The organism is Williamsia sp. Y844 (genome assembly GCF_056786475.1).
Map to the genome: position 1 here is coordinate 239172 of NZ_JBXCJB010000004.1, position 16498 is coordinate 255669.

Annotated in this window: 17 protein-coding genes and 1 pseudogene; 8 read left to right on the top strand and 10 right to left on the bottom strand. The window is 63.9% G+C overall.

Going from position 1 to position 16498, the window contains the following annotated elements:
* Position 1: 1 nt before the first annotated feature.
* From AC1TQG_RS22210 to AC1TQG_RS22235, 6 genes are all read right to left on the bottom strand, one after another.
* Entirely contained in the window at positions 2–664 is a 663-nt protein-coding gene (locus AC1TQG_RS22210; RefSeq protein WP_482140313.1) for a helix-turn-helix domain-containing protein, read from the bottom strand.
* A 112-nt stretch (positions 665–776) separates the two neighbouring features.
* Positions 777–2138: an ammonium transporter gene (locus AC1TQG_RS22215; RefSeq protein ID WP_482140315.1), complete on the bottom strand. Its 1362-nt coding sequence runs from the start codon at positions 2136–2138 to the stop codon at positions 777–779.
* A gap of 196 nt (positions 2139–2334) precedes the next feature.
* Entirely contained in the window at positions 2335–3348 is a 1014-nt protein-coding gene (locus AC1TQG_RS22220; RefSeq protein WP_482140317.1) for a heme-dependent oxidative N-demethylase family protein, read from the bottom strand.
* Entirely contained in the window at positions 3348–4322 is a 975-nt protein-coding gene (locus AC1TQG_RS22225; RefSeq protein ID WP_482140319.1) for a PDR/VanB family oxidoreductase, read from the bottom strand. The genes AC1TQG_RS22220 and AC1TQG_RS22225 overlap by 1 nt, the downstream gene beginning before the upstream one ends.
* Positions 4319–4861 carry a dimethylamine monooxygenase subunit DmmA family protein gene (locus tag AC1TQG_RS22230; RefSeq protein WP_482140321.1) on the bottom strand — a complete coding sequence of 181 codons (543 nt, stop codon included), beginning with the start codon at positions 4859–4861 and terminating at the stop codon, positions 4319–4321. Before AC1TQG_RS22230 ends, AC1TQG_RS22225 begins: the two co-directional genes overlap by 4 nt.
* A gap of 14 nt (positions 4862–4875) precedes the next feature.
* Positions 4876–5259, bottom strand: a complete 384-nt coding sequence (locus AC1TQG_RS22235) for a cupin domain-containing protein (RefSeq protein ID WP_482140323.1) — start codon at positions 5257–5259, stop codon at positions 4876–4878.
* A 306-nt stretch (positions 5260–5565) separates the two neighbouring features.
* Here AC1TQG_RS22235 and AC1TQG_RS22240 point away from each other — a divergent pair.
* The 7 genes and pseudogenes from AC1TQG_RS22240 to AC1TQG_RS22270 all read left to right on the top strand — a co-directional run bounded on the left by AC1TQG_RS22240 (position 5566) and on the right by AC1TQG_RS22270 (position 12762).
* A pseudogene (locus AC1TQG_RS22240) lies at positions 5566–6470 on the top strand (NAD(P)/FAD-dependent oxidoreductase).
* 44 nt (positions 6471–6514) lie between these two features.
* Complete coding sequence (gene glnT, locus AC1TQG_RS22245) at positions 6515–7870, top strand: type III glutamate--ammonia ligase (RefSeq protein WP_482141420.1); 1356 nt, start codon at positions 6515–6517, stop codon at positions 7868–7870.
* 31 nt (positions 7871–7901) lie between these two features.
* Positions 7902–8801 (top strand): class II glutamine amidotransferase, encoded by a 900-nt coding sequence (locus tag AC1TQG_RS22250; RefSeq protein ID WP_482140325.1) that lies wholly within the window; start codon positions 7902–7904, stop codon positions 8799–8801.
* Positions 8786–9511, top strand: coding sequence for a protein glxC (locus tag AC1TQG_RS22255; protein ID WP_482140326.1), 726 nt, complete (start codon positions 8786–8788; stop codon positions 9509–9511). Before AC1TQG_RS22250 ends, AC1TQG_RS22255 begins: the two co-directional genes overlap by 16 nt.
* Positions 9512–9555: 44 nt before the next feature.
* The gene (locus AC1TQG_RS22260) at positions 9556–10869 is read left to right on the top strand and encodes an FMN-binding glutamate synthase family protein (RefSeq protein ID WP_482140328.1); all 1314 of its coding nucleotides are present in this window, start codon (positions 9556–9558) and stop codon (positions 10867–10869) included.
* Between the two features lie 2 nt (positions 10870–10871).
* The gene (locus AC1TQG_RS22265; protein ID WP_482140330.1) at positions 10872–11528 is read left to right on the top strand and encodes a helix-turn-helix domain-containing protein; all 657 of its coding nucleotides are present in this window, start codon (positions 10872–10874) and stop codon (positions 11526–11528) included.
* Between the two features lie 13 nt (positions 11529–11541).
* Positions 11542–12762, top strand: a complete 1221-nt coding sequence (locus tag AC1TQG_RS22270; protein WP_482140332.1) for an allantoate amidohydrolase — start codon at positions 11542–11544, stop codon at positions 12760–12762.
* Between the two features lie 91 nt (positions 12763–12853).
* Here AC1TQG_RS22270 and AC1TQG_RS22275 read toward each other — a convergent pair whose 3' ends face one another.
* From AC1TQG_RS22275 to AC1TQG_RS22285, 3 genes are read right to left on the bottom strand one after another with little or no spacing between them, the layout of a single operon-like run.
* On the bottom strand, positions 12854–13207 hold the full coding sequence (locus AC1TQG_RS22275) for a PNPOx family protein (protein WP_482140333.1): 354 nt from the start codon (positions 13205–13207) through the stop codon (positions 12854–12856).
* A gap of 25 nt (positions 13208–13232) precedes the next feature.
* On the bottom strand, positions 13233–13598 hold the full coding sequence (locus AC1TQG_RS22280) for a TraR/DksA family transcriptional regulator (protein ID WP_482140335.1): 366 nt from the start codon (positions 13596–13598) through the stop codon (positions 13233–13235).
* A 4-nt stretch (positions 13599–13602) separates the two neighbouring features.
* Complete coding sequence (locus AC1TQG_RS22285; RefSeq protein ID WP_482140337.1) at positions 13603–14433, bottom strand: LLM class F420-dependent oxidoreductase; 831 nt, start codon at positions 14431–14433, stop codon at positions 13603–13605.
* A 69-nt stretch (positions 14434–14502) separates the two neighbouring features.
* Between AC1TQG_RS22285 and AC1TQG_RS22290 the strand changes: the two genes are divergently transcribed.
* Positions 14503–15687, top strand: coding sequence for an alpha/beta fold hydrolase (locus AC1TQG_RS22290; protein ID WP_482140339.1), 1185 nt, complete (start codon positions 14503–14505; stop codon positions 15685–15687).
* A gap of 10 nt (positions 15688–15697) precedes the next feature.
* Here AC1TQG_RS22290 and AC1TQG_RS22295 read toward each other — a convergent pair whose 3' ends face one another.
* Positions 15698–16399 (bottom strand): TVP38/TMEM64 family protein, encoded by a 702-nt coding sequence (locus AC1TQG_RS22295; RefSeq protein WP_482140341.1) that lies wholly within the window; start codon positions 16397–16399, stop codon positions 15698–15700.
* Positions 16400–16498 lie beyond the last annotated feature (99 nt).

Consider the following 16498-nt stretch of genomic DNA (forward strand, 5'->3'; position numbering starts at 1 on the left):
GTCAGTCTTCGTGGTTGTCGGGATAAGCCGTCACCGCGAGGAATCGGATCGGCAAACGCACCAAATCATTTGGCCCGTGGATCCCCTCGCCGTCCAGCAGCAGCGAATCCCCCGGCCGCAAGGTGTATTCGGCATCGCCATGTCCGTAGACCATGACACCTTCGAGCATGTAGAGCAGTTCGGTCCCGGCATGTTGAAAGCGAGGAAACACCTCGCTGGCATCCGTCAGGGTCACCAGCACCGGCTCGAGACGTTTGTGCTGGCCTCGGAGTGCACCGAGCAGTTCGTAGTGATGTCCCACCCTGGTCCCACGCCCGACGATGACCGCGCCGTGGCCGGATTCGACGAACACGGCTTCCCGCTTGGTGTCTGCACCCCGGAACAGTGAGGTCACCGGGACATCCAGGCCCGCAGCCAGACGCGCCAAAGTCGATAAACTGCAGGATGTTTGAGCGTTCTCGATCTTCGAGAGCATCGCTTTGGAGATACCGACCCGGTCGGCCATGTCACCCACGGACAGACCGGTGGCCTTCCGAAGGGTTCGCACCTGGGCGGCGATGGCCGCTTCCAGGTCGTTACCGGTGGGTGCGTCCGCGGCAACCTCACGCTGCACTGGAGCCGGATCGCCGGTGTCGCGGACGACATGTGCACTTTGACCTGCCATGGGAACCCATCCTAGCCGACGGCGTTTCCTGAAATGAAACCTTTTGCGCGTGTCTCTCCCACGAACAAACCCCCTTCCGACTGTCGCCGAAAGGGGGTTTGAGCAACGGTCGTCAGGTTGCCGTAGGAGCCTTCTCCTCCGCCGCGGCTCCGGTCATCGCCTCCGCGGCAACCACCGCATCGGCTTCTTTCGCCGGCGCTCCGCCCATCGGCGCGTGCTCCATCACGTATGCCGACTCGCCGTGCACAGAGACGTCCAGACCTTCGTCTTCGGAGTCCTCGTGGACACGCAGACCCATGGTCTTGTCCAGCGCCTTGGCGATGAGCCAGGTGACCACGAAGCAGTACACAACCACCGCGAGCACTGCGACCGTCTGACGCCACAGCAGGTCGACACCGCCGCCATAGAACAAACCGCTGACACCGTTGGGAGCATCGGGGTCGGCGATCAGGCCGATCATGACGGTGCCGAGGATGCCGCCCACCATGTGGATTCCGACAACGTCCAGCGAATCGTCATATCCGAGGCGGTATTTGATCGACACCGCCAGGCAGCAGGCCGCACCGGCGACCGCGCCCACGAGGAGTGCACCCATCGGCGATACTGCGCCACAGGCCGGGGTGATACCGACCAGCGCCGCGATCAGACCCGAGCTGGCGCCCAGCGAGGTCGCGCGACCTTCACGCACTTTCTCGACGGCCAACCACGCGCAGATGCCGGCAGCGGCGGCGGCGACAGTGTTCAGGACGACAACCGATGCACTGTTACCGGCCGCAAGCGCCGAACCACCGTTGAACCCGAACCACCCGAAGAACAGGATGCCGGCACCGAGCATGGTCAGTGGCAGGCTGTGCGGGCGTGGAGCCGCCGGGAACACTTTGCGTTTGCCGAGTACCAGGACCAGTGCGAGCGCAGCGACGCCGGCGTTGACATGTACCGCGGTACCACCGGCGAAGTCGACCGCCATCAGATCGTTGGCGATCCAGCCGCCGATGACGGATCCGTCGTCCGAATCGAAGGCGAACACCCAGTGAGCCACCGGGAAATAGACCAGGACGGCCCAGATTCCGGCGAACACCATCCAGGCGCCGAACTTCATCCGGTCGGCCACCGCACCGGAGATCAGGGCAACGGTGATGGCTGCGAACAGCAACTGGAACGCGGCGACGAGAGCAGGCGGGAGCCCGGGTGAGGCTGGCTCCGCCAGCAGCGACTGCAGACCGAATGCCTCGAACGGATCACCCAGGATCCCGGCGTCACCGAGCGAGTTGCCCAGTACCGACGAGTATCCGAACAGCACCCACAGGATGCCGACCACGGCGAATGCACCGAAGGTCATCATCGCCATGTTCAGCGTGTTCTTGGCACTGACCATGCCGCCGTAGAACATTGCCAGACCGGGCACCATCAGGCTGACGGCTGCGAAGGCTGCCAGCACCCACGCGGTGTCGGCGGCCGCGATCGCTTCATCCATATGTTTTCACCTCAAAAGTTTCATCCTCGACGCCAAGCGCCGGAGGGAACGATGTCTACCGCTGGTGGACCAACTGCCGTTCAGTGGACCACTGTTGTGTTGCGTCCCTGCGACCAGCTGTTGCAGTCGTGTAACGCAAAATCTTGCCAGCTGTCTTGGAAGCTGTTGCAACACAGCACTTTCTTGATCGTGAATGTCACGGAACCACGCCGCCATACACACTGAGCCACCGCAATCCCGCACCGCGGGTGCGGGATACGCCCTTGTAGTCGGCCATGTCCAGCGGCAGGTCTTCGAGTACCCGGTAGAGGCGATCAGCCCACTCGGGAATCGTCGCAATCGCCGTGAACGGCAGGAGATACGTCCGGATCAGGAACATGACCGCATTGCTCTGCGGCAGTCGGATCAGATGCTGCACCTCGGTTCGCAAGAACAAACGCTCCCCCACCTCTTCGAGGGGACCGTCCGCCAAAGTTCTTCGATCCCTGCCCCATTCGGGATAGGTCTCGGTGGATGTGTCGAGCTTGCCGTCCACGGTGAGCGTCCAGTTGGTCCGGCGATAGCTCTGCCCCGGTTGCAGTCGTTTGATGAACTCGTGGGCGCGCGTGGCGGTCTTCTCAGAATGCAGACGCGGCACCGGACCATGGATCTGCAGGAAACTCATCCCCACGTCGAACCCGAAGGACCAGTCTGCAGCAAACGTCACAACACCGGCGTCGCCCCACATCTGCTCTTCGCGTTGGTCGAGCAACACCACGTCTTCCTGGACCTGGCCGAAGATATACGTCAGCGGCGGTGCGGGCAGACTGCTCAGGTCACCGAAGACGAAGGTGTCGTCGATGTCGAGAAGTCCGTTGCGCCAGCGGTACGTCGGATGCTCGTTTCCCCGCAGCCGTTCGAGCGTCATGTGCTCGGGGTAGCTGTCGGCAAGCTCGTGCATGACGGTCAGCATCGCGTCCCAGGCCGCGGGAACCATATGCGGTAGACATTGCGCGCGCGAGGGATCCGCGGCAAGTATGCGCACCCGCTCGTCGAGTTCACGGCGATAGTGCCTGTCGATGACGACCAGGATCTCACCCCAACCGCCTGCCGCGGTGTCCTTGCGCCCGCCCGCCGGTTCGACATTGACGCCGTACCGGTATTGGTCCCGAGGGAATGGAAACGGATAGTTCTCGACATCGCCGATGGTGAATGTTCCGGTGGTCGTCATCAGAGGTCCAGCTCCAGGTGGTCACCGAGCGCACGCGAAACACACGGCATCATCGCCTCGCCTGCGGCGCGCTCGTCGTCGGTCAGATACGAGTCCCGGTGATCGATCGGGCCGGAGCGCACCGGCAACCGGCACTCACCACACACCCCTTGGCGACACAGATTGGGCACCGCCACACCACGTTCCAACAGCGCCTCGAGCAGCGATACCTCAGATCCGACCGGGACCAGGACGCCGGTACGGCCCAGACGTGCGGCAAAGGGTTCGCCACCGGCAGCGACGTCGACCACGAACTGCTCTGAGTGAACTCGGGCGGCCGGCCAACCGGCGGAGAGCGCGGCGCCCGCAACACTGTCGATCAACGGGCGTGGCCCGCAGGTGTAGACGTGGGTCCCCAGTGGCGAGTCGGACAATCGCGGCCTCAGGTGCTCCCAGAAGGCATCCGCGGTGTCGACGACAGTCAGCCGATCACCGGACAGCGTCCGCATCTCGTCGGCCAGCGCCCCGAATCCGGGCCGGTGGGTATAGATCACCTCGAACGAGCGGTTCCACGCCGCGGCCGCCCGGACGTGGGACAGAATCGGCGTCACACCGATGCCGCCGGCGATCAGCAGGTGGTGGCGCGCTGTCGCGATCGGTGCAAAAGCACTGCGGGGCAAGGAGATGACGACCTGGTCTCCGATCCCGAGACCATGCAGCCACACCGAGCCGCCGCGGCCGGAATCATCGCGGCGCACGCAGATCGAATATTCAACGGGATCGATCGAACGGCCGGTCAGGGAGTACGAGTTACGGGTACCGGGTTGCCATTGCACACCGATATGGGCGCCTGGCGAAAATGACGGCAGCGCATCGCCATTCGCCGCGGCAAACGTGAATTCGCAGATGCCGTCGCACAGCATACGCACCCGGGTGACCTCCACGAGCAGGTCACCGACACCGACATCGGGAGGTGTGGCCGCCGACATGGTCATCCTGTGTTCTCCCTTCCCGTGAGTTCTTCGGAATCCGGGCGGAAGCCCAGATAGGCCGCGCGCCGACGCGAGAAGTGGTGATAGACAACCAACTCGACACCGCAGCCGGAGCAGACCATCGTTTCGTCGATGCGAGACATCGTCGGGGTGACGGTGTGGCAATGGGAACAGAAGACGTCGCGTTCAACAGCGGCAAATCCGTCCGCCTCACCGAGATGGACGATGACAATCTCGGCGTCGATCGCGCCTGCCGCCACAATGAGCGCACGGAGTCGCATCACCGCTGCCCCGGAACCGACGACCACAAATCGCCAACCGACCCGAGCCGCGGCAAGTTCATCGGCCATCAGCGCATCGCGATTCGATGATCCAGCCACATCAACGATCGCCGCGCACTCCGGCAACACCGCGGCATGGTCGTCGATGTGGGCCAACGCGTCTGGTCCGGCGGCAAAGATCAGGTGATGCGTGGCATGCACGTCGAACTCGATGCCCGAGAGGGTCTGCGCCGACCAGCGCGGCACGCTGGTCGAGGCCATCGACACCGCCATCGCTACGGCGCGAACGAGCGATGGCCGACGAAGAACGCCAACGCCCGGTCGGGGGTGGTGAACCTGATCCGCGAACCCTTCGGAAAGAAGATCGCGTCCTTCGGTCCGGCGTGGTCCACCTGACCGGTCTCAAGATTCTCGAGCCGAAACGTCCCTTCGAGCACGACCTTCATCTCGTCGTACGCGTAGTAGTAGTCGAGCGGCGCGTCAGTGTTCTTGAGTTCGAAGTAGCCGGCCGACATCTCCGACCCTTCCGGGTTGGCATAGACGTCGTCGATGAATCCTTCGGTTCCCGGATACTCACTGATCGGCATCTGCGGCAGGCCTTCCCAGAACTGGGAGGTGACCCGGAATGGGGCAACTTTGTCGGAATCTGTGGTGGTCATGTGGTCCTCCCGGGTCAATGCGACTCAAACTGAACGCATTCATGAAACTGTGGGTATTGAGAGGAAACCACATTGCCGATTGCGGCGGTGTTAATTCGCAGACCGTCCCGTACCGCGCAAGACGCTGGGCGAACACCACCTTCGCGCCCGGACCGCCAACTTTGTCACGCCGGGTTGATCGGTCGGAAACAAGTTCGTCATATCAAAACTGTTTCCTGTCATACAACACCGAGTCATACTACGAAACATCAGTCAGAGAAACGCGAGCCAGAAGAACTTCACCGGTTACCCACCAGAAAGTCGACTGTGACAGAAATTGCGAAGTACGTGATCGTGGGTGGCGGACTCGAAGGACTTGCCATCGCCTGGTCCCTCGCCAACCGCGGCGAGACCGAAGTCCTTGTCCTCGAACGCGACACCCTTTGCTCGGGGATGACCGGCAAGTCCAGCGGTGTCGTGCGCTGTCACTACGGCACCCCGTCACTGGCGGCGATGTCGTGGTACAGCGTCGACATCTTCACCCGCGCAACCGAACTCTTCGGCGACGACATGGCCTTCCGCCAGTGCGGCTACGTGGTCGGCGTCGGCGAGAACAACCTCGTCCCGCTCAAGGCGAACGTAGCGATGATGCAAGGTTTGGGCATCGACGTCGACTTCATCGGGCACGACACCATGGCTGATCTCTGGCCCGGCCTGCACCTCGACGACTTTGCCGCATTGCCTGCGAACCACTCGGTGGACGCGGTGAGGCCTACATGGCAGGCATGCAGTACATCTGCCGGGAACCGAATGGCGAACTGCTCGTTGGTAACTCCGATCACCAGACACCGCAGTACATCGACCCTGACAACTTTGTGAACCGCGCCGATGAGAGCACCGTCGAGAAGACGATCATGAAGCTCGACAGCAGGCTGCCTGACATGCCCGATCCGCGGATCACGAGCTCGTACGTGGGCGCGTACGACGTGACACCCGATTACAACCCGATCATCGGACCTTCTCCGGTCGACGGTCTCTTCCTGGCGACCGGATTCTCCGGTCACGGATTCAAGATCTCCCCCGCCGTCGGCGAACTCGTCGCCGACCTCCTCACCACCGGGACCACCACCTTGCCGAACGTGGATCCGCACGACTTCCGGTACAGCCGTTTCGCAGAGAACGATCTACTTCTGAGCCTGAATCCTTATGAAGGTGCAGGTGAGATGCGATGACCACCACCTCTATTCCATCGACCGTCCCCGACCAGGAGCCTGCCATGGCCATCGACGCCGCCGAAGCCTTCAGACCCACGGTTCCCGCTGCCGAACCGACCTTGACAGAGATTGTCCACGCCACCGGCACCACGTTCATCCTGGCGTTGTTCGTCACGCTGTCCGGAAAGCCCTGTGCCAAACTCGTTCCGGCGCAGGCCGTCCGCCAGCTGGAACAGGACGGCGTCGGTTTTGCCGGCTACGCCGCCGGGATGATGGGTCAGGAACCCAAAGATCCCGATCTGGTTGCGATGCCCGACGCGTCGTCGTTCACCCCGATCCCCTTTGTGCAGCCCGGTTTGGCTCTCGTGCATTGTGATCCCCACGTCGAGGGCAAGCCGTGGCCGTATGCGCCGCGCATCATCCTCAAGGAGACCCTGCGCCAGGCGGCAGACCTCGGCTTCACCGTCAACGTCGGCGCCGAGATCGAGTACTTCCTTGTCAACAGGGGTGAGTCAGGCGAGTTGACCACCGCCGACACATCGGATTCCAGTCGCCAACCGTGTTATGACGCCCGCGACGTGACACGCATGTACGACCACCTCACCGAGATCTCCAGTGCGATGAACGCGCTCGGCTGGGGCAACTACGCCAACGACCACGAGGACGCCAACGGTCAGTTCGAGCAGAACTTCGACTACGCGGACGCCATGATCACCGCCGACCGGGTCATCACCGCCCGCTACCTGCTGTCGGTCATCGCCGAAAAGCGGGGCATGCAGGCCACATTCATGCCGAAGCCGTTCACCGACCGCACCGGATCCGGGATGCACATGCATCTGTCACTGTGGAATGAGAACGGCGCCGTCTTCCCAGACGCCGACGACGACAAAGGTCTGGGACTGTCGTCCACCGCCTACGCGTTCATCGCAGGCATCCTCGAGCATGCCTGTGCCCTGCAAGCCGTCATCGCACCGACCGTCAACTCGTACAAGCGAACCGGCGCCACCACGACCAGCAGCGGTGCCACCTGGTCACCCCGCTACGCCACCTACGGCGGCAACGACCGCACCCACTATCTGCGCGTGCCCGACCACAATCGCGTCGAACTCCGCGGCGGCGACGGCAGCGCCAACCCGTACCTGGCTGCGGCCGGGGCCATCGCAGCCGGACTCGACGGCGTCCGCCGCAATCTCGACCCCGGTTCGCCGGGCAGCGGTGACAGCCCCAGTGAAATGCTGCCCATGACGTTGCTGCACGCGATGGACGCACTCGACAAAGACGACGTCCTGACCGCGGCCCTCGACGTCGCGGGCCCCGGTGTCAGCGAGTACTTCGCCCAGCGCAAACGCGAAGAGTTCTTCGCCTGGCACAACACGGTTTCCGCCTGGGAGATCGATCAATACCTCACCGCCTTCTGACCACCACCCACTTTCAGAACAGGAGTTCGACATGTGTGGAATCGTGGGCTTGCACCTACGTGACCGGGCACTGTATCCCCAACTGGGCACACTGCTGACCGGCATGCTCGATGCGATGTGCGACCGCGGCCCCGACTCGGCCGGCATGTCCATCTACGGCGACCCCATCTGGTCACCCGAGGGTCACGCGACCGTCTCACTTCTCGAGAGTCCGCTGCCGGCAGGCGAACTCGCCGCAGCGCTGACCGCAGCGATCAGTGTGGAAGCAACCGTCATCGACCTCGACCCCACCACTGTGGTCCATGCACCGGTGCCGTCGGAAGAACTCGTCGCCGCGGTCCGTGCCATCGCGCCGACCGCTCTGATCATCGGCTTCGGCAGTGACGTCACCGTCCTCAAGGGCATGGGCAACCCCACCGAGCTCGCACACCGTTTCGGACTACCCGACGCGTCGGGGTGGCAGGGCGTTGCCCACACCAGGATGGCCACCGAATCCGCGGTCACCGCAACCGGTTCGCACCCGTTCTCGGTGGGCCCGGACCAGTGCCTGGTGCACAACGGTTCGTTCTCCAACCACATGTCGATCAAGCACGATCTCGAGCGCCACGGCGTGGTCTTCGACAGCGAGAACGACACGGAGGTCGGCGCCCGATACGTGGCCAAGCAACTGGCCGAAGGTGTCGACCTGGAGAAGGCCTTGTTGATGCTCAACGAGCGGTTCGACGGCTTCTACACACTGCTCGTGTCGAACAGCGACTCCTTTGCCGTTGTCCGCGACGCGATCTCCTGCAAGCCCGCCGTCATCGCCGAAACCGACCGGTGGGTGGCGATGGCCTCCGAGTATCGCGCCCTGGCAGGACTGCCCGGCGTCGAATCCGCCCGCATTTTCGAACCCGAACCAGAAGAGGTGTACGTATGGCACCGTCAGTGACCGCCACCCCGACCACCACCACCGACGCCACCGAGGTCGCGGCCTTCGACCTGCTCTCGACAACGGTCCGGGCGGTCAACGAGACCCTGCAGTCGACACAGGCCCCTGAGCAGTCCGTCATCACCGCGCCGCAGGGTGCGCACGCCCTGGCGTGCGGGCTCGACAAGGACATCGACGTCACCATCGACGGTCACGTCGGCTACTACTGCGCCGGAATGAACCAACAGGCCACCGTCACGATCAACGGCAACGCCGGAGTCGGGCTCGCCGAGAACATGATGTCGGGCACTGTGCGGGTCCACGGAGATGCATCGCAGTCGGCAGGCGCCACCGCGCACGGTGGCCTGCTGGTCATCGACGGCAACGCGGCAGCCCGGTGCGGTATCTCGATGAAGGGTGTCGACATCGTGGTCGGCGGCAACATCGGGCACATGAGCGCATTCATGGGTCAGGCCGGGCGTCTGGTGGTCTGCGGTGATGCCGGCGAGGCCCTGGGTGATTCGCTCTACGAGGCCCGGATCTACGTCCGGGGCACAGTCGCCTCCCTCGGTGCCGACTGCATCAAGAAAGAGATGCGCGACGAGCACCTCGCCGAGCTCGCCGAACTGCTCGGCGCCGCCGGGATCGATGCGGACCCGGCCGATTTCACCCGCTACGGTTCGGCCCGCCGGCTCTACAACTTCCACGTCGACAACGCGGCCGCGTACTAACGCCGCGTGCGTATTGACATCTCGATGTTCCAGGAGACGACTTCATGACCCACAACCCGACCCTGCGTGAATCGGCAACCTTCGATCGCGGTGTGATCGCCGAGATCCAGCGAGCAGCAGAAACCGGCATCTATGACATCCGCGGCTGGGGTGCCAAACGCAAACTCCCGCACTTCGACGATCTGCTGTTCCTCGGCGCCTCGATGTCCCGCTACCCGCTCGAGGGTTACCGCGAGAAGTGCGACACCGATGTGGTTCTCGGTGACACCCATGCCAAGTTCCCACTGCACCTGGACATTCCGATCACCATCGCGGGTATGAGCTTTGGCGCCCTTTCGGGCCAGGCCAAAGAGGCACTCGGCCGCGGCGCCAGTGAAGTCGGGACCTCGACGACCACCGGCGACGGCGGCATGACGCCGGAAGAGCGCGGTCAGTCGAAGAACCTTGTCTACCAGTACCTTCCATCGCGGTACGGCATGAATCCCGACGACCTGCGCAAGGCCGACGCCATCGAGATCGTCCTCGGTCAGGGCGCCAAGCCAGGCGGCGGCGGGATGCTGCTCGGCCAGAAGATCACCGAACGCGTTGCCGGGATGCGGACCCTGCCCATGGGTGTCGACCAGCGCAGCGCCTGCCGGCATCCCGACTGGACCGGCCCCGACGACCTCGCGATCAAGATCATCGAGCTCCGCGAGATCACCAACTGGGAAAAGCCCATCTACATCAAGGTCGGCGCGACCCGCACCTATTACGACGTCAAACTGGCTGTCAAGGCCGGAGCCGACGTGGTGGTCGTCGACGGTATGCAGGGCGGCACCGCAGCCACCCAGGACGTGTTCATCGAGCACGTCGGCATCCCGACCCTCGCTGCCATCCCGCAAGCGGTCCAGGCGTTGCAGGAGATGGATGTGCACCGCAAGGTCCAGCTCATCGTCTCCGGTGGAATCCGCAGCGGCGCCGACGTCGCAAAGGCGATGGCTCTCGGTGCAGACGCCGTCGCCGTCGGTACCGCAGCACTGATCGCATTGGGCGACAACAGTCCTCGCTACGCCGATCAGTACCGGGCACTGGGATCCGACGCCGGGTTCTACGATGATTTCCAGGCAGGTCGCGATCCCGCGGGCATCACCACACAGGATCCGGAGCTGTCGGCGAACCTCGATCCCGTCGAGGGCGGGCGCCGGTTGGCCAACTACCTGCGTGTCCTGACCATGGAGGCCCAGACGCTGGCCCGCGCGTGCGGCAAGTCGCATCTGCGCAACCTCGAACCGGAGGATCTGGTGGCCCTGACCGTCGAGGCTTCGGCGATGGCACGGGTTCCGCTGGCCGGCACCACCTGGATCCCGGGCAGGTACTGACCTTGGTCACCCCGGTGTCACCGGCGCGTGCGGTGGTCGAGGACACCACCGCGCGCGAGGTCGACCACGGTGGCTTCGATCCCGACTCGCTCGAAGCAGTCATCGGGTCGCAAACCCGACGGTTACGCATCACCGCCGGGCTCTCGGTGAGCGAGATGGCCACCCGCACCGGCATCTCCAAGTCGATGCTCTCGAAGATCGAGAACGCGCAGGCATCCTGCAGTCACGGGACTCTCTCCAAATTGGCGACGGCACTGGATGTTCCGGTCACCTCGCTGTTCCGCGGCGAGAAGACGCAGCGCGAATCGGTGTTCACCAGGGCGGGTACCGGCGCGGAGATCGTCGGGCGTGGGACCCGGGCCGGACATCACTACGAACTCCTCGGGGCGTTGCGCGGTCAGCATCGACGCCTCGAGTCCGTGGTGGTGACGCTGCTGTCGGACACCACGATCAGTCCGCGCTTCCAGCATCCGGGCACCGAACTGTTGCACATGCTCGAAGGCGAAATGGTCTACAGCCATGACAATTCCGACTACAGGCTGCGCGCCGGGGATTCACTGCTCCTCGACGGCGAGGGTATCCACGGACCAAAAGAACTGACCCGCTTGCCGATCCGGTTCCTGGCGGTCACCGCCTACCCCGACAACTATTCCGAATGATTGGGAAGCAGAGATGAAAACCTTCGACTCCATGTGGGCGTCGATACTCGATGTCGGTCGTGCAACCACCGGCGGCTACCGGCGCTTCGCCTGGAACGACGCCGACATGACGTTGCGCGAGTGGTTCACCGGCGAAGCATCGGCCCGTGGCATGTCCGTGGAAGAAGACCGCAACGGAAACCTCTGGGCATGGTGGTTGCCGGAGGGATGGGTCGGCGATCCCCGCGACGCATTCGTCACCGGCTCGCACCTGGATTCAGTACCCGATGGCGGCGCCTACGACGGCCCGCTGGGTGTGGTCTCGGCGTTCGCTGCCATCGACATCGTCCGCGACCGCGGCATCACCCCGGCGAAACCGATTGCCATCACCGCCTTCTCGGACGAGGAAGGTGCGCGCTTCGGTGTCGCCTGCGTGGGCTCCCAACTCAGCACCGGTGCGCTCACACCGCAGCGCGCGCTGAAACTGCGTGATGCCCAGGGAATCTCCCTCGCCGAAGCGCTCACGTCGTCGGGACGCAATCCAGCGCATCTGGGTACCGACCCCACCCTCGTCGACCGTGTCGGCGTCTACGTCGAACTACATGTCGAGCAGGGGCGCGGACTCGACCTGGTCGATCAGCCGATCGCGGTCGCGTCGTCGATCTGGCCCCACGGTCGCTGGTTGTTCGATTTCACCGGCGAGGCCAACCATGCCGGTGCCACCCGCCTCGTCGACCGCCGCGATCCGATGCTCGCCTTCGCTTCGTCGGTCCACACCGCGCGCGGGGCCGCCGCGGTGCACGACGCGGTGGCCACCTTCGGCAAGGTGCGGGTATTGCCCAACGGCGCCAACGCGATCCCGTCCGAGGTGATGGCCTGGCTCGATGCCCGCGCCGCGGATGAACCGACGCTGACCGCGCTGGTCGAGACGATCTCGGCCGAGGCCCGCGCCCACGCCGAGCGCGACGGCATCGACCTGAACATCGTCGCCGAGTCGATCTCCCCGATCGTCGAGTTCCCAGACGACATCCGCAAGCGCCTGCAAAACGCCCTCGGTCACCTCGGAGACATCCCGGTGCTCCCCACCGCCGCAGGCCACGATGCCGGGGTCCTGTCGGCGAAGGTGCCGACGGCGATGTTGTTCGTACGCAACCCCACCGGCGTCTCACACTCCCCGCACGAGTTCGCCGAGGAAATCGACTGCCACCGCGGCGCCGAGGCCCTCGCCGACGTCATGGCCGACTACGTCGCCTGATCCGACCCCCATCCCCCACCCGCAAACGCTCCACATGTACGAAGACGCTCCACAAACATGTGGAGCGTCTTCGTAGATGTGGAGCGTTTACTCAGGTTGTGGATGACTCGTCCAGGTTCACGGTCACGCTGACCGCGCCCGAGTCACTGCGGCGGGCGACCGCATGCCCTGTCCGATCACCGTCCGGCAGTGCCAGCGTGATCGGGCCACCTTCGCCGAGGAAGTTGCGCCACCAGTTCTTCTTGTCTGGCATCGCCACCCTGATGAGCACTTCGTTGCCGGTGCGTCTGTAACTCACCGGCAGCCGAACCGATTTTCCCGATCTGCGTCCGGTGTAGCTGATCACCACCATCGATCCACCGGTCAGTTTGCTCAGGCCCGGGGCCGCGACAGCGGGCACCACCACCTTGTTGACCGCGGCAGCGACCTTCTGGAATGTACTCACGACATCAACTCCTCGTTCTCGGTTCTCACCAGCGCCTGGACTGATCCCTCGACGTCGCGCAATTGATACACAGGCGCGTCGCCGGAAGTACTTCGAGCCGGGCCGCCCCGATCTGCGCGCCGCAGCGTTCGCAGAGGCCGTACGTACCCTGCGCAATCCGTTCGAGAGCGATGTCGATTTCCGCCACCCTGATCTCGGATCGCTCGATCTGGGCGACGAGTTGTCCCCGTTCGAACGCCAATGTCGAACCCTCGGGATCGTGCTCGTCGTCAGCGGTTCCCTCGGCTGCCGCATCGACAACGGAAGCGAGCCTGGCCGACATCTGTTTGATCAGGTCGGTGGTCTCGGACCGATCGGCTTCGAGAGCAGCCCGCGCGACATCGGGATCCATCGGATCAGCGATACGGTTCGGCCGCGGCGGCCAACTGGTCGAGCTGACGCAGCGTCTCCACCTGCGGCGCCGTTTTCAGCAGGAACGTCACGCGTTCGACGTCGGCACGCGCGTAGCCGTCGAGTTCTTCGGTTGACGATCCGGCCGCGAAGATCGTGAACGGGATGTCCGGGCGCCCGCGCTCTGCCAACACCGCACGCACCCGGATGAGCTCCTCCGAACTGGTGTGGGCTCGAGGAAGCCAGGCGTCACCGAACTCGACCAGCCGAGCCAGCGCTGCGGGACTCTCACCACCGATGTAGATGGGCGGATGCGGCGATTGGACCGGCTTCGGCCAGCAGTAGATCGGATCGAAATCGATGTGTTCCCCGTGAAACTCTGCCTCGTCCTGCGTCCAGATGGCCTTCATCGCGGCAAGTTGCTCATTGATCAATGCACCACGGGTCCGCGGGTCGGTTCCGTGGTTCCGCATCTCCTCCCGGTTCCAGCCGACACCTACGCCGAATGCGGCCCGTCCTCCAGAGAGCAGGTCAAGCGTCGCAACCTGTTTCGCGGTGTGGATCAGGTCTCGTTGTGGAAGCAACGCAATGCCGGTTCCCAGCAGCAACCGGGTGGTGACGCCGGCTGCAGCGGTAAGCGCCAGGAACGGATCCAGCGTCCGGTAGTACACCCTGGGCAGGTCGCCGCCGCCCGGATAGGGCGATTCGCGGTTCACCGGGATATGCGAGTGTTCGGCCAGGAACAACGAATCGAATCCGCGTTCTTCGAGCGCCTTGCCCAGCACATCGGGTCGAATGCCCTCGTCGGTGACAAATGTCGAGATTCCGAATTCCATGTATTCCATGGAATCACACACCGGTCCACAACCGGTTCAGAGTGGGGAAACGTCGCTACGCTGGGGAGGATGACACGAGGTCTCGGCGGGTCACATCATCCGGTCGCCGACTGGAGCGATGAGCGGCGCAAGGAAGCGCTGCGATCAACCCGACTGGGCCACAATTGGATTCATTTCGGCGGACTCCGGCGTTTCCTGATGCGAAGCGGATTTGTTCTGTTGGCGCTGTTGATCCTGTGCTCCCAGTACTGGGCTCTCGACGTTGCCCCTGAACGGCAGCGGCTGGCGCAGACACAACCTCAGATCCATTTCATCTACGACGCGGCAGATCCTGCCAACGATGACACCGCCGTGGTCGACATGGTCGGCCTGGGAAACCTCGATGCCAGTGGCACTGCGCGCGCACTCCCGGCCCTGGCCGATATCGGACAGGTGTGGGCGGTGCAATACGACAACGAGGGTCTGGACACCGCCGTCATCAGTCGTATCGTCGTCGCCTACGCGCAGTCGATGGGCATCGACAAGATCGTGCTGGTCGGGCACAGCATGGGTGGCATCATCGCAATCGAGGTGGGCACGCACATCTTCCATGACAGCGAGGTCACGCTGCTCGCGCTCATACTCGACTGCACACCGGTGAATCTCCACGCGGTCCGACCACGTAGCCGTGATGCCGGCGAAGACCTACTCCGGTGGATGGGCTGGCTCCCCGGAGCCAGGGAAAGCCGCGGTCTGCGTCTCGTTGTCGAGACGGTGGCGCGCAAGGATCAGTACCTGTTGACGGACTCCGCACGGCACCCACTCCTCGACCCGCTGGCTTTGGGCGAGACCATCCGCGACGTGCTGAGAACCAAGATCTTCAACACCGACGCCGCCAGCAACGGGCTGATCCAATCCCAATTTCTTGCCATCGCGGCTTCCGGCGCCTCAGATGACCTTGCCACCATCAGCAAGGAAGCCGGCGATCGTCCGTTCCCGGCGATCATCTTCCTGCGCCCGGACTTCGCCACCGACGATCCCGTTGTCGACGTCGACTACTCGCAGAAGGTCCTCTTCGATACGACCGGCGGACCTTCCGGGCGATTGTTCGTGGTGCGAATGCCCAGTACCGGGCACGCCAACCCGAAGCAGCAACCGGAGGCCTACAACACCGCGATCCGCGACGAGGTCATTCCCTATCTGCGGAAACTCGAAGAAGAAGCCAGCAGTACGGCAGCGGCGGGTGCGGCGATTCGGGCCGACGGGCAACGCTGACCAGGCCCACTCATCGGTCATCGTCGGTGAGGGTCGGCCCGTCCGTGGCAGCGGCCTGCGGAACACCCAGTCGCGCATCGACCACCAACCCGACGATACCCAGCGCGAACAACCCCGCCGACAGTGCGATCATCCCCGCGCTCCCATCACCGGCCAGCGCATCGCCGACGATGACCACTGCGGCCGTGGCGGGCATGACCCCGACAATGGTGGCCACCAGGTAGGGAACGAACCTGATCGACGACAGTGCCGCGATGTAGTTGGTGGCGGTGAACGGAAACGGCACGATCATCCGGAGCGACCCGACGGCAAGCCACCCGCGGCGCTCCATCCGCTGTTCTATCGAGCGGGCCACCGGAGAGCGTAGATAGGGCTTGATCCGTTCGCGTCCATAGCGGCGGACGAGGACAAAGGCGACGATGGCCGCGAACGTTGTCGCCAGCATCGAACCGACAAATCCGGTCACCGGACCGAACAGCAGCCCGGCGGACACACTGAATGCCGACCTCGGCGCAGGGAAGATCGTGATGACCCCGTAGCCGAGGAAAAACAGTGCGGTGAATGCGAATCCGAAGGAGTCGGCCCAATCACGAAGACTATCTATCGACGGGATGGGAACCAGATACGCGGCAATCGCCAGAGCTGTGAGGACGATCGTGGCGACAACAGCCCGAAACACCACGGACTGATTCATCCGCCCGCGTGAGATCACTGGCCCCAATGTACCGAGACATGTTCGTACTCAATCTGATCGAGAGGACAGTTCACTGAATATTCTGCGACGATTCATCTGCGATCACCCCGATGACGG

What these genes read in the sequence shown, in the direction of transcription:
- AC1TQG_RS22210 (WP_482140313.1), bottom strand. Translation starts at nt 664, where the DNA reads ATGGCAGGTCAAAGTGCACATGTCGTCCGCGACACCGGCGATCCGGCT.
- AC1TQG_RS22215 (WP_482140315.1), bottom strand. Translation starts at nt 2,138, where the DNA reads ATGGATGAAGCGATCGCGGCCGCCGACACCGCGTGGGTGCTGGCAGCC.
- AC1TQG_RS22220 (WP_482140317.1), bottom strand. Translation starts at nt 3,348, where the DNA reads ATGACGACCACCGGAACATTCACCATCGGCGATGTCGAGAACTATCCG.
- AC1TQG_RS22225 (WP_482140319.1), bottom strand. Translation starts at nt 4,322, where the DNA reads ATGACCATGTCGGCGGCCACACCTCCCGATGTCGGTGTCGGTGACCTG.
- AC1TQG_RS22230 (WP_482140321.1), bottom strand. Translation starts at nt 4,861, where the DNA reads ATGGCCTCGACCAGCGTGCCGCGCTGGTCGGCGCAGACCCTCTCGGGC.
- AC1TQG_RS22235 (WP_482140323.1), bottom strand. Translation starts at nt 5,259, where the DNA reads ATGACCACCACAGATTCCGACAAAGTTGCCCCATTCCGGGTCACCTCC.
- glnT (WP_482141420.1), top strand. Translation starts at nt 6,515, where the DNA reads ATGGCCATCGACGCCGCCGAAGCCTTCAGACCCACGGTTCCCGCTGCC.
- AC1TQG_RS22250 (WP_482140325.1), top strand. Translation starts at nt 7,902, where the DNA reads ATGTGTGGAATCGTGGGCTTGCACCTACGTGACCGGGCACTGTATCCC.
- AC1TQG_RS22255 (WP_482140326.1), top strand. Translation starts at nt 8,786, where the DNA reads ATGGCACCGTCAGTGACCGCCACCCCGACCACCACCACCGACGCCACC.
- AC1TQG_RS22260 (WP_482140328.1), top strand. Translation starts at nt 9,556, where the DNA reads ATGACCCACAACCCGACCCTGCGTGAATCGGCAACCTTCGATCGCGGT.
- AC1TQG_RS22270 (WP_482140332.1), top strand. Translation starts at nt 11,542, where the DNA reads ATGAAAACCTTCGACTCCATGTGGGCGTCGATACTCGATGTCGGTCGT.
- AC1TQG_RS22280 (WP_482140335.1), bottom strand. Translation starts at nt 13,598, where the DNA reads ATGGATCCCGATGTCGCGCGGGCTGCTCTCGAAGCCGATCGGTCCGAG.
- AC1TQG_RS22285 (WP_482140337.1), bottom strand. Translation starts at nt 14,433, where the DNA reads ATGGAATTCGGAATCTCGACATTTGTCACCGACGAGGGCATTCGACCC.
- AC1TQG_RS22290 (WP_482140339.1), top strand. Translation starts at nt 14,503, where the DNA reads ATGACACGAGGTCTCGGCGGGTCACATCATCCGGTCGCCGACTGGAGC.